Here is a 12,873-nt window from a genome sequence, read left to right as displayed (position 1 = left end):
CTTTTCCGTTGCGCCACATAAAATAATCCTCTTGCAGCCCAGCAAGAGGACATGGTCATAAATCACCGTAATCCCCCTGGTGGAGCTTCGGCACTACATCACGTGAGAACCTTGATAAGATTCAGCCACCTTGGAAGAAGCCTTAATCCGGCAACCTCTGTTCTACTCCTTAGCGTCTTTGGACGGTTCGGAGCAGTGGCCTGTGTTGATGTAGACGCCTCGCCTAACGAGGACTTTATTTCATTTGCAATCTAACTATATGCAAGTCTTCGCATGGATGTCAATGGAGATCGCCGTAAAACGCAAAAAATTTATGAGAAATGGGATGCCAATGCCGAAAACTGCCTAAAATCGCTGGAATTAAGCCCGCGGCGTAATTCCTTGACGTTCTGCAATCAATTGCGCCTGCGGAACCGAAATACCCGCATTGTGCGCATGCGCTAAGAAACGTTCCAGACGTCTTTTAGCACTCCGTCCCCCCGCATTATGCAGCGGATCCGACAGCAATGCTTGATTCACCCGTGATACAATTTTTTCAAAATCGAATGAGCGGCCGATAATCGCTTCCTGGACTGCAACAGTTTCCTTTATCAAACTATCCACTAATGAGGCATGCTCATCATGTAACACGCCCGTTGTTAACGGCCCTACAAAAAGACTTGAAATATTTGTGGTCCAAATATAGGCATTCTTAATGACCAATTGTGTCAAAATATCGTCTTCACCAGCAGCAATCTCACAGGGAATCCCTAAATGATCCATGGCCGATTGAATAATGTCTTGTTGAGGACCAAAGACAATGGATGGCAAGAGCGGAGTAATTAATTTCCCGGGTTTTCGTTCAAACCACACCACAAAAATGGTGGGCTGGGACACACCATGATTTTCCCATTGTGGCGGCAACAATTCATTTTGCAATAAGACAATGGAAGGCTGGCTTTTCCAACTTTGGGGAAGCCGTTCCAAAGCCCCCGCCAAGTCGTCTTCCCCGGTGGCCACAATGACCGTTTCTGGGTTGAGTGAGGAATCAATGGCTGTTGAACGCAAAACGGGCGTCACAGTGATTCCCTGCATTAAGAGTCCTTCGCCTAACGTTCTTCCTAATTGTCCCATTCCCACAATCACAGCGTGCGGTGTCTTCATGACGCACCACTCCTATCCCATATTTTTATGAAGAAGATATCTTTTTATCTTGGTATAACCGGCGATCTGCTACATGATAAACGTCATCGAAGCTCGTCCCATCTATCCCCCAAATGGCCCATCCCGCGCTCACCGACACATTACGCAGTGTCGTAGCCACCTTGGTTTTCAGCCGGGAAACAATCTCCGGTGCTAGAGCCTCCGGGCTTTTTAACAGAACCACAAACTCGTCGCCACCCCAGCGCCCACAAATATCTCCTTCGCGCAGATCCGATGACAGAATCTGAGCCACGTTCTTTAAAACCCGATCGCCTTGGGGATGGCCCCGCTGATCGTTAATCTCTTTAAAATGGTTAACATCAAAAATAACAAAAACCCAGTGATCATGAGCTTGACGCACCCGCACTAAAGTCTCAATACGCATCATAGCGCCCCGTCGGTTGAAAACGCCAGTCAACGGATCTTGTTGGCTGGCTTCTTCTGCCGCGCGTCGGTACCGCAATAATTCCATCACCAATGACACTTGCCGGGCAACTAAACTCATCAATAACCCATCATCCGTTTTGAGAATCCGCCGGCGCAGTACCATGAGACCGACTGGATCTTGACCAATATAAAGCAGCCATGAGCCCCCTGTTTGGACGCCCCAAGTTTGCCACCTTTTTTGTACTGGATGCGGCACGTCAAGAATATTCAGCCAATCTTCACTGACATGCTGCAAGGGATTGGGACTCATAAGAAGCTGCCTGTCGACTTCTTTCTGCAAGACTTTTTCACAGCCCGGCAGTATTCCCCACGGCGCATAGACACGAAATTGTTGCTCGCTTTTCGTTCCCCATCCTGCCGTTTTCTTGTAGACAAAATAGCCGCTATCGACATGATAGTGTTCCTTCAACAAATCCCTTGCCCGGTAAAATAATTCCAATCCACGATGAACCGATGCCCAATGACGCGATTCTCGAATCAGTGTCGTCAACGCAAATTGAAGATCGCGATCTTCCATGATGGACAATCCCTTCCCGGCAGGAATTCCGCCGCTATCGTCATGGCTTTTCATGGGTGATGGCCACCAAATTCCGTTAAGATTTCATGCTGCCGTGCGATGGTTTGTTCATAGCCTGTACGAATAATATGAGGAATCCGTGCCATGTCGGCGTGGTGATCCATTTCGAGCCGAATCAAGATGTAAGGGATTGTCACGGTATTCTTCTTCAAAAGCGTCATATGATGAATCGTGGCGGCGACACTTTCGTTTAGCACCTGCAAAAGATGTGGGCTGGGACTCGGTACCTGCCAGCGCACGGGTTCATCAATCCAGAGCCCCAAAGCATGGGTCGCGCCGGCCGCTTGCGCCACGTCCAACGGAAAGTCATCAGTCATGCCCCCGTCTACTAATATCATATCGGCAATACGCTCCGGTGGAAAGAAGCCAGGAATCGCAGAAGACGCGCGAATCACAGAAAAAATTTCTTGTTCTTTACCGTCTACCCAAAAGACATGGGGAAGTTCATGAAAGCCCGGGGGTATGGTCGATCCAAAAACCACACTCGTCCGGTGTGTCAGTGACGTGGTTACAACGTACAGAGGAATTTTAGCATCAGCAAAAGTCTGGTGTCCCACGTATTGGCGCAATTTACTCCAAAAAGGTTCCGGATCCAAGATGGATTCGGCTAACGTATGGCGGGTTAATAATGTCCGACCCATTCGCCGCCAATTCCAAATCATGTCTTTGCGCCGAACTCGCAAAGCCAAATCACGTAAGTCCTGAGCATTCCATCCCAAGGCATATAAGGCGCCGATAATGGCTCCAGATGAGGTGCCAACGATTATATCGGGACGTAAGTGCATCTCTTCTAATGCTTGTAAAATCCCAATAGCCGCAACCCCAAGAATTCCGCCGCCTCCAAATACCACGGCACGCATGATCCATCCGCCCCTTCATCCATTGCCCTGATTCCTCTTTACCTCTCACTCAGCACGGCTATTGAAATCCCGCCTCATTATTTCGCAGGGAAAGTAACCAGGGGCCGAGCTTTTGGATTAAGGCGGAGTTTGCCCATAACGGGTGGATTCCATAGGCCCGGGCTTTGGCAAATCGATCACGGTCGACATGCGGACCATAACCGGCCACATGGGGAATTTTTGCAATCCATGTGAGGTCAGAGTCATCTAATAGAGGCAATTCCACAATGGCTACGGAAGGATGGTCCTTCATGACTGCGCTTTTAAATTCCTCTTGTGAATGATAAACATGCACGTCTTCATTCACCGTCTGCCCAATCCGAATAATACGATCGGCAAAAAACAAATCAGAAACCAGCGCTAGCATATCAACTCGACTCCTTTTTCACTCGAGAAACCCCGATTTGGGGACATAGACCTTGAATGGGACACTTCTCACAATCCGGATGTTTCGCTGAACAAACGCGCCGTCCATGAAATATCAACCAGTGGTGGGCTTTGGCCCATAGCTTTTGCGGGATGACCCGCATCAAATCTTCTTCCGTCCCCTGAACATCTTTAGCCTGAGACCACCCTAAACGGTGAGCTAACCGAAACACATGGGTATCCACAGCAATAGCATCAACGCCAAAACAGTTTGCTAAAACGACATTAGCAGTTTTACGCCCGACCCCGGGCAAGGTCATCAATGCCTCCCGGTCAGAAGGGACCTGGCCGCTATAGTCTTCCACAATCCGTTTCGCCGTGGCGATGAGATTGCGGGCTTTATTATGAAAAAGCCCGCAATCTTTAATGACCATTTCGACTTCTGTTGGACTTGCCTTAGCCAAATCTTCTGGAGCAGGAAACCGGGCAAAAATACGCGGAGTAATCATATTGACCCGCTTGTCGGTACACTGCGCGGACAATATGGTGGCAACAAGAAGTTGCCACGGTCCATCGTGGATCAATTCCGTCGTGGGATTCGGATAAAGTTCAGAAAAGATCCGTAAAATGGTTTCGATCTGTAATTTGGGACTGGACTGATTACTCACGCGTTAAACTATTCACCAACTCTTTCACTTGCTCCACATGCCCTGGCACCTTGACCTTGCGAAAGACATAACGGATAATCCCATCTTGGTCAATGATAAAGGTCGAGCGCTCAATGCCATACGAAATTTTTCCATACATGTTCTTTTGTTTATAGACCCCATAAAGATTAGCCACTTCAGCATTGGGATCCGACAACAAGTTAAAGGGAAGTTGGTATTTGGCCGTAAATTTTTCATGGCTGGTCAACGAATCGGTGCTGACGCCGAGTACGATCGCGTTCACTTGCGTAAATTCGTGGATCATGTCACGAAAATCACAGGCTTCGGTCGTGCACCCAGGCGTGTTATCCCGCGGATAGAAATACAATACCACCACTTGTCCACGGAGTTCTGACAAATGCACCGTACCATTCGTGCCGTCTAATGTGAAATCTGGAGCCACTTGGCCTACCATGTTATCTTGAGTATATGCTTCGGTTTTTGCGGCCACTACTCATCATCTCCTATTCCTGGTCTTCCTCTGACCGATTACATCGTCATATCACAAATTATCCGGCACTGCCATGCCGTTATCTTTTCACCTGGTAGATATCACGTGGAACAGCGGATAAAACCTCGGCATGATCGGGATATGCAATAACGACTTCTTCCAAGCGCACCCCAAAGCGTTTGGGCAGATAAATGCCCGGCTCAATGGAAAACGCCGAGTAAAGCGGCACCTTAATCGGATTGCCTGCCATAATCGAAGGGGGTTCGTGAACAGACAGTCCAATACCGTGTCCTAACCGATGAACAAAATATGTTCCGTAGCCCGCATCTTCTATAACGCGCCGGGCCGCATGATCAATACTTTGGGCTTCGGCAAAGGCGCGAGCCTTCGCAATTCCCGCTTCTACAGCCTGATTCACAATACGGTGGACATGAACAAAATCCTCAGACGGCGTGCCGACATAAGCCACCCGGGTCATATCTGACGCATAGCCATCTTTAAAGCACCCGATGTCTAGCAAAACCGGCCCTTCCGCAATTACCGTTTGATCGGGAGTGTGATGAGGCAGAGCGCTATGAGAACCAGCCGCCACGATAATAAATGCATCCCGATCGGCACCATTGGCCATAAACGCCCGGCGAATAATATCTTGCAATTCCATCTCCGTCATCCCCACGCGAATGGCCGCCAATCCGGCTAACATGGCTTGATCATTAATGGCTTGGCATGCTTTTAACTTTTCGATTTCATCCGGATCTTTCGCCATACGCCAAGGAGCCATCAGTTGAGAAGCGGTCAACAACGGCTTTTGCAACTGCAGGGCATGTCGCAGTTGCTCGACATGGTCGAAGCGGGCATCATCGGAGATATAAATGGTTTGTGCTCTCGAAGCAATCTCCCCAAAGACTTTTTGCAAGGTTGCTTCTGGCCCTTCCTGGTCTGTGAACGCATAGACCGAAATAGCCGCTCCCACATGCTCCCGTGCCTCTTGTGCATTCACCGACGCAATCACTAAGGCCACCTCATCGCCAGATACCCCGAGAAATGTTAAGCGTTCGTCGCCTAACGGAGACCATGACAAGAGATAGCGAAAATCATCGCCGGGAGACAAGAACATTACGGCATTCTCTTTGCCGAGGCGCTCTTTAGCCTTGGCCAATCGATGCATACCCATCCTCCTTACCAAATCCGTTCTCTATTAATGGTATCACAAACTCCTGAACGCTCAGATTGTGTTAGGCGAATTTGCCTGGGTGCTGCCCTCTCCCTCTCATCCTGCCTTCCATGATTCAAGTTTTTCGTAATTCAATAAGTCCTTGAGCAATCTGGATAACCAAGCGTAAGATTTCATAAACTGACTTGCGAAAATCCCTGATTATCACCGAACTTCCTGATACCATGAAACAAGAAAAATCACGAATCGAGGGATATGGTGTACCCCACAATTTATCGTCTTAGCTGGAACAGTCTACGGAAACATCCCCAAATTTTTTGGATTTATTTATGGCAATTCGTGTTCATCGTGGTAACGGCTATGATTGTGGCCGCCTTGAGCGTCAACGCACTCGCAAACATGCTAGGTTCAGGACCCGACACGTCTTCAATGTCCCCGGAATTGATCGCCACCGTCATTGTCTTTGTTCTCTTTCTTTTCCCCTATTACCTGGCCGCATTCTATGGCACTTTAGCCGAAGCCATCATGGGAAACTCGCTTCACGTTCTGACATTTCTCAAGAACGGGATCCGGTATTTCATGCGGGGATATGGCTTTATTCTGTCGAGCATTATAGCCTTAATAACCTGGGCCCTCATTACTGGACTTATTTATCTGGCACTTCATTCGGCCATGACCCTCTCTCAGACTCTCATAGTCTTAGCGATTATCGGGAGCGTTATCGCACTCATTTTAGGCGCTTGGCTCTTATGGATGATGAATCTTTTGTTTTTGACGAAACTTCCCTGGATTAAGGTCCTCATGCAATCTATGGCTTATATAAGACGGTATGCGCTCTTGACCTTCGAGGTGGTGGCGACCGCAGTCGCTGGGCAACTTCTGTTGATCACCTTCATTTTATGGGCGACCCACACATGGGGAATGGCTGGACAACTTATTAATTACCTCGTTGTCAGCTTTACGGGCATCTTTTGGACCCTCTCTTTTTTAGCGCTCTACCGCGTTATTCACTCAAACCAGCTTGCCCAATCATCTTAAACAGGTTAGGGTTATGTTCAAATAGAATATGATACGGCAAGGAGATGTGAATATATTGGCGAAACCTAATGCACGCGATGCCATTTTATCTGCAGCCTTGCAGGAATTTGCTGATATGGGCTATGACCGTGCCACCGTTGACAGTATTGCTCAGCGCTCTCATGTTGCCAAAGGCTCGGTTTATTATCATTTTGCCTCGAAAGAAGCTATGTGGATCGCATTATTCGAATCTCGTGCCCAGCGCTTAAGGCAAATCACCGAATCGGTCCTCAAGGAAAATGGGTCATTGGAAAACATGTTATGTCGCTGGATTGACTTTTTTTGGGATGAAAAAGATTTTCTCGGTCTATTTTTGAGTGAGGCGTGGCGGGATCACGAACGGGAAAAATTAGTCGGAGAATTTCTTGACCAATTACTCGAACCCGTGGCAGCCTTTATTCCAGAACCCTATCGCCATAAGGAATGGCTCGCCTACGCCTTGTTTGGCGCGATTGCCGTTCCCACCTTGCATGCGCTAAAAAGCGGTTCGCAAGACAAAGACAGCCTGTATCAAATTGCTCATGTTATTGTCTCACGATTCACTTGACCGGACTTCTTTTGCCTCTTATTATACTGACTAGTCAGTATAGATTGAGAGGAGGTATCCCGTTGCGTTCGCCATTATTACACACGATGAAAGGATGGCTCGCTTTAGCTGCGGTCGCTGTCGTTCCTCTGTTGTACAGCGGCTCGTACTTAAGTGCATTTTGGAATCCCTATGGCCACCTTAATGATTTACCCTTAGCGATCATTAACCAAGACCAGGGTTATAAAGGGCATCATGAAGGACAGCAATTGATAAAGAGTCTGCCTAAAAATTGGCATACTGATATTTTGTCGGGTTCTCAGGTTAAAGAAGCGAACAATCTATTGCAATCCGGCAAAGTCGATATGATTATCACGATTCCACCCAATTACAGCCGGGATCTGCTGACGGATAAGGCCCCGAGCTTGGACTATGCGGTTGATCCTGGTACGAACTATCTCACCGGTATCTTAATGACCCGAGAAGCCGATTCCATTACCCAAGACGTTACCAGCCAAATTCAAACGAAAATTGCTCATCAAGAACTACAAGCGATGACCCTCTTACAGCACGGGGCAATAAAACTCCATGAAGGCACACACCAATTAGCCCAGCATGTCCAAGGGATCAATGAAGGAGGTCAAGCCTTAACTCAGGCGGCAACCCAACTCACCACAGCCAGCCAGCAACTGGCACAAGGTAGCCACGCCCTTTCTACCGGATTCGTCAAACTGTCTCAAGGCATGCATCACATCGCGACGCAGTCGGAGCAGTTTAGCCAACATTTGGCAAATGTTGCTCAACACACTCATCAGTTAAGTACGGGATTAATGCAGGAACAAGAAGGTCTCGATACGTTTTTCGGTCAGTTTAACCAACTGGCTCAAGGCAGCACAACCTTGGCAAGTGATAGCAGTAAATTGTCGCAGGGCACCTTGGGTTTATCCCAGGCGTTAGATCAACAACACGCGTTGATTGCCAAAGCTCAACGTTTAGCCCAAGAAGCCCCAAACAATCCCGCCGACCTCAGCGAGTTGGCGGCTATTTTAAATCAGTTAAGCGCCTCTTCGACCCAAATCACCCAACTATCTACAACTTTAGCCACACAAAACAGCCAGTTAAGTCAAGGGCTCAACACATTGGCCGGTCAATCTCAACAACTCTCTGACGCCAGCCATGCCCTCAAGCAAAGTACAGCGACTCTCACGCAAGGGGCTACTTCGTTAAGCACGGCGACGGCGGCGTTGTCCCAAGGATCTCAAATGCTATCCCAGGCTAATCAGAAACTCAGTTCTGGTAGCCAACAACTACAAAGCTCGCTAGCCCAATTGACCGACGGGGCAGTGCTCATGAATCATTCGCTCGCATCGTTAGGATCCCATCTTGATCAATACACGCAAGCGGTGAACCAATTCATGAGCCCAATACCTTCGATTAGCCATAACTTATCGACATTAGCGCAGGGTTTACAGCAAACCAAAAAGCCTTTGAACTGGGCCAGTCAACCCATTCAAACTCACATGACCAATATTGGCGGGACCGGCAATTATGGCACCGGTTTATCCCCCTACTTTCTCGCCTTATCCCTGTGGGTGGGCGCGTTAGTGGTAACGGTATTAGTGCCTGGGGGCGACAAAAAAGGGCTGCGGACGCGTCAGTGGGTTTCGTTAGGATTAGCCTTCGCCCAAATTGTCATTTTGACCACGGGGATTTTATGGCTATTACCGTTAAGTCCCCGATATGCCCTCACTTTTTGGGGTATCATGACGCTCGTAGGATTGACCTGGTGGGCCATTATGCGCCTGCTCGTAGAAAAATTCGGAGATGGGGGCCGCTTATTTGCGATTGTTTTACTTGTCATCCAACTCTCGGGTTCTGCCGGCACGTATCCCATTGAATTGTCGCCACACTTTTTTGCGGTCATTCACCCTTATTTACCGATGACCTGGGCAATTCATGTCATGCGCTATGCCTTATCCGGAAGTTACAGCACAGTCCTTATGCCCGATATTATCCGGCTGACACTGACCTTTCTTGCAACATGGGCCATTATGCGATTTGTGCCAGGACGTCTCGCTTTCGATGCTCCCCCTTTGGCGCCTGGGGAAAGTATTGATGGCCAACAACAACCATCTTCCTCTACGTCGTTATCCCTCTAATCGTTTCGGTTTGTGATCCCCGGAATTTTTTCCGGGGATTTTCTTTTTCCAAAACTCGACAAAAAATGGACAAAAACGACATGGATCCGGCACAATGGACCTAGTACATTTTCGGCGAGGAGAGACAGGCTACGTCAGCTGCAGATATGATGCCAACAGCGTTACCGAATATCGCTCAATGGATTCAAGATTCACGGTTCTATCTCGTATTTCAGCCGCTCATATCGTTATCTAGTGGTCATGTGATGGGTTACGAAGTTTTAACGCGACCTCTTGATGAACACAACCAGCCCATTGCTGTTGAAGCGTTTTTTCAGCAAGCCTCTACCCAAGGTTTAGCCGTAGATATTGACCGCATCATTGTCCGCAAGATTGCGCAATTCATCCAAGTTCACGACGTACTCACCCCCTTATTTGTGAATCTACACCCAGACTCTTTAATGGATTCTGAAATTCACGAAATCATCCAATCTTGTCCGAGCGGATCCTTAATCATTGAAATTACGGAGCGTGGCAATTGGGTCGGGCACGTCGTCAATCAGGTTGTGGAACGTTTTCGTCACCATGGTGGCACGATTGCTCTCGATGATTTTGGCACTGGTTACTCGGGCTTAGAAAAACTCGTGGCGGTCCGGCCCAACTTCGTCAAATTGGATCGTTCTCTTATTGCCCAGTGTCACATGTATCCCGTCAAACGCAATTTAATCGCCTCCGTCAGTCATATGGCCCGGTTCTTAGGATTCCAGTTGATTGCGGAAGGCATTGAGACGCATGACGAACTATTAACCTGCATAGATCTGGGCGTGGAAATCGGCCAGGGATTTTATTTTGCCAAGCCTGTCACTTGGGACCAGGTGATGTCCCCATCAAAAGAAATCATTACGGCGATTCAACAGCGTCAACAAGAAATTCTTGAATCCTCGAGTTTGACCTTAAGTGGACTGGATCCCTTTCGTACCCACTGGGCACTCATGATGGAACATCTAGTAGAAACCGACTTAACACCCAAAGAGCAAATGATGACGATGATGGCCACCGCCTTTAAAATTTTGCAGCCGACAGCCATGACCGTTTTACGTGCCACGGATGAAGGTCTTCTGCCCATATTTAGTTTGGGCCATTCGTATCAAGATGTGATTCCCTGGGACTCTCCTTCTTTAGCGATTAAAGCTTTTCAACAAAATGGGCCCGTTGTCTTACAAAAGAAAACCGATGTCCCTGAAGACATGCATGGCCCCATTATGCATGTCCTCAGTTTTCCGGAATCGGTAGCGTTATTCCCTATCGGCAAACCCACCTGGGGTGTGCTGGGAGCTGATTATATGGGACCTTATAAATGGAGTGATGGGAGACTGCAAATTCTCAAGGGATTAGCGTATTTGATGAGTTTGTTACTTCCTCAACCCTATTAAGATTTTTGAGCTTTGCGCTATCCGTTATCAATTGACACTGATTATCTTTTTCTGTTGGCCAAACTTGACTTTATAGTTTGACTCAGTATATTATAAATAATGGAACGCACGGAAATGGATTGTGGCCGTGCCACGGAATTGGTTGAGGGATCGGATTCCATAAAAAGAGAGAGTTGGTAAACTCTCTCTTTTTGCATTGTCAAGCGCTATGAATTATGGGATTGTAATTCTATCCATCTCATCGACATCACAAAGGTCATAACGTTCACATAGATAATGGTGTGTACTACAGGGGTTGAATAGGAGAGAGTCATGACCGTTTCTGGCAATAATAAACATAAGAAGTTTGTGTTATGCGCTCCGGATCCAAAAATGGTAACTGCTTGGCATAAATATTTTGATTCTGATGACCGCTTTGAAATTAATCAATCTACCGTATTGCGATCCGATGTGGATGCGTGGTCCACGGCATCAGACAGTCATATGGGGATGGGAGGCGGACTCGATAGGGCGATTGCCCAACGCTTGCCAGGTATCGACCAGATTGCCCGCAAGTTTATCGCGGAATTATATCATGGGTTTATGCCCGTTGGGCAAGCAGCGGTCATTCCGAGTGGCTATAGCCTGCCTAGTTGGGTGATTTTGGTCCCCACTATGCCCTATCCTATGGTCCTTCAATCCGAAGAACCCATTTATCTTGCCACCTTGGCCTTGCTCAAAGTGGTCTATCAACATCCCCGTATTCTTCGCGTGAGTGTTCCCGCATATGGCACCGGAGTAGGGCGCATCCCTCCTGACAAGGCGGCTGCCGCAATGCACCAAGCTGTGGTAACCTATGATCAACAAGTTCACCGTGATTGAGGAGGCTCTTTGTGAAACGTTGGTGGTGGATAGGGTTTGGTGTTATTGCGATTGCCATAATGATCGTTGCTGCAGTGATTCATCAGAATTCTGTGGTTCCCGTCACAAGCTGGGCAACCCCCAACCCCTTGATTCGCCCTCATCACAACCAGGCCATGTCTCTAACATCGCCGCTATCAGACCAAACTGAGACATTTTCTCTTCCCCCGCACCATTTAAAGGGGACGGATTGGTATTTACCCATCACACAGCATTCGCAGCTTACCTATATTCTGCATGACGGACAGGCTCGGTGGATTGTCAATAATCAGGTGCTGCCCTTGAATAATGCACCAACTGATCCTGTGGGCCAGTTAATTTATGCTCCCAATGGCCAAATTCTTGCATGGAGCACACCCCAAGGCATTACTGTCCTTCATGCCAATCACACGCAAAATCTGATTCCCCATGCGGTGGCCGGGTATTTTACATCTCATAACGTCTTGGATTATGTGGTTCACGTCGGAAAGCAGTGGCAAATCCATACCCCACTTCGTACGCTGTCTTTATCATCCGCCTTGAGTTTTGGCTATCATCCTTTTATTTTCCATGGTCAAGCTTTCGTCGTGGATGATCAGGGTCAGTTAGAACAAGTCTCGCTCATCACGGGTCATGCCACGCCCATTGCCACGGTTCGGGCCACACGATGGCCCGAACTCGTCGATTCCTTATCTTATGGTCATAATATTGCCCTCTTGCTCAGGCGGCCTACGGCGTTACCGGCGTACCTGCTCATTGTCAAAACCCCGAATAGGGTTTTGTGGTACCGCTGGCAAACCGGACTTAAACCCCAAATTGGGATCTCATCAGGACATTTGGTCATTAACAATCTCGACCCGTCGGGACAACTCGTCACCCTTGTCCGTGATAATCTTCATCCCTTGCCGCAAAGTACCGGCCTATTTAGTCAAAGCCCTCGGGGTATCATTTTCCAAACTTCCCAGGGATTTATTCTCTTGTCCCATATCATTTCCTAGCAACAATCAGGATGCCCCT

13 protein-coding genes and 1 riboswitch are annotated in these 12,873 nt (G+C 48.1%); of the genes, 6 read left to right on the top strand and 7 right to left on the bottom strand.

The features are described from left to right. Positions 1–66: 66 nt before the first annotated feature. A riboswitch (M-box (ykoK) riboswitch) is annotated at positions 67–238 on the bottom strand. Between the two features lie 122 nt (positions 239–360). The 7 genes from B8987_RS08040 to B8987_RS08010 all read right to left on the bottom strand — a co-directional run bounded on the left by B8987_RS08040 (position 361) and on the right by B8987_RS08010 (position 5,797). Further along, complete coding sequence (locus B8987_RS08040) at positions 361–1,143, bottom strand: ketopantoate reductase family protein (RefSeq protein ID WP_028963439.1); 783 nt, start codon at positions 1,141–1,143, stop codon at positions 361–363. A gap of 25 nt (positions 1,144–1,168) precedes the next feature. Further along, a complete protein-coding gene (locus tag B8987_RS08035) occupies positions 1,169–2,200 on the bottom strand; it encodes a GGDEF domain-containing protein (RefSeq protein WP_084661202.1) in 1,032 nt (343 codons plus the stop codon). Beyond that, entirely contained in the window at positions 2,197–3,066 is an 870-nt protein-coding gene (locus tag B8987_RS08030) for a patatin-like phospholipase family protein (protein ID WP_084661201.1), read from the bottom strand. The genes B8987_RS08035 and B8987_RS08030 overlap by 4 nt, the downstream gene beginning before the upstream one ends. Before the next feature lie 58 nt (positions 3,067–3,124). Next, positions 3,125–3,472, bottom strand: a complete 348-nt coding sequence (locus B8987_RS08025) for a hypothetical protein (RefSeq protein ID WP_020375571.1) — start codon at positions 3,470–3,472, stop codon at positions 3,125–3,127. Between the two features lies 1 nt (position 3,473). Then, on the bottom strand, positions 3,474–4,139 hold the full coding sequence (gene nth / locus B8987_RS08020; RefSeq protein ID WP_084661200.1) for an endonuclease III: 666 nt from the start codon (positions 4,137–4,139) through the stop codon (positions 3,474–3,476). After that, on the bottom strand, positions 4,132–4,593 hold the full coding sequence (locus B8987_RS08015; RefSeq protein ID WP_026040701.1) for a peroxiredoxin: 462 nt from the start codon (positions 4,591–4,593) through the stop codon (positions 4,132–4,134). Before B8987_RS08015 ends, nth begins: the two co-directional genes overlap by 8 nt. Before the next feature lie 115 nt (positions 4,594–4,708). After that, the gene (locus B8987_RS08010) at positions 4,709–5,797 is read right to left on the bottom strand and encodes a M24 family metallopeptidase (RefSeq protein ID WP_028963435.1); all 1,089 of its coding nucleotides are present in this window, start codon (positions 5,795–5,797) and stop codon (positions 4,709–4,711) included. 261 nt (positions 5,798–6,058) lie between these two features. Here B8987_RS08010 and B8987_RS08005 point away from each other — a divergent pair, with 261 nt between their 5' ends. From B8987_RS08005 to B8987_RS07980, 6 genes are all read left to right on the top strand, one after another. Beyond that, positions 6,059–6,841: a hypothetical protein gene (locus B8987_RS08005; protein ID WP_139793501.1), complete on the top strand. Its 783-nt coding sequence runs from the start codon at positions 6,059–6,061 to the stop codon at positions 6,839–6,841. Positions 6,842–6,896: 55 nt separating this feature from the next. Beyond that, positions 6,897–7,427 carry a TetR/AcrR family transcriptional regulator gene (locus tag B8987_RS08000; RefSeq protein ID WP_020375566.1) on the top strand — a complete coding sequence of 177 codons (531 nt, stop codon included), beginning with the start codon at positions 6,897–6,899 and terminating at the stop codon, positions 7,425–7,427. A gap of 62 nt (positions 7,428–7,489) precedes the next feature. Then, positions 7,490–9,565, top strand: coding sequence for a YhgE/Pip domain-containing protein (locus tag B8987_RS07995; RefSeq protein ID WP_084661199.1), 2,076 nt, complete (start codon positions 7,490–7,492; stop codon positions 9,563–9,565). 146 nt (positions 9,566–9,711) lie between these two features. After that, a complete protein-coding gene (locus tag B8987_RS07990; RefSeq protein WP_081700556.1) occupies positions 9,712–10,977 on the top strand; it encodes an EAL domain-containing protein in 1,266 nt (421 codons plus the stop codon). Positions 10,978–11,289: 312 nt separating this feature from the next. Continuing rightward, positions 11,290–11,838, top strand: a complete 549-nt coding sequence (locus B8987_RS07985; protein WP_020375563.1) for a macro domain-containing protein — start codon at positions 11,290–11,292, stop codon at positions 11,836–11,838. Positions 11,839–11,849: 11 nt separating this feature from the next. After that, complete coding sequence (locus B8987_RS07980; RefSeq protein WP_084661198.1) at positions 11,850–12,854, top strand: hypothetical protein; 1,005 nt, start codon at positions 11,850–11,852, stop codon at positions 12,852–12,854. Positions 12,855–12,873 lie beyond the last annotated feature (19 nt).

The sequence above is a fragment of the Sulfobacillus thermosulfidooxidans DSM 9293 genome, from assembly GCF_900176145.1.
Lineage (GTDB): Bacteria > Bacillota > Sulfobacillia > Sulfobacillales > Sulfobacillaceae > Sulfobacillus > Sulfobacillus thermosulfidooxidans.
The sequence above is the reverse complement of the archived record's forward strand: the minus strand, read 5'-3'. Positions and strand labels throughout refer to the sequence as shown.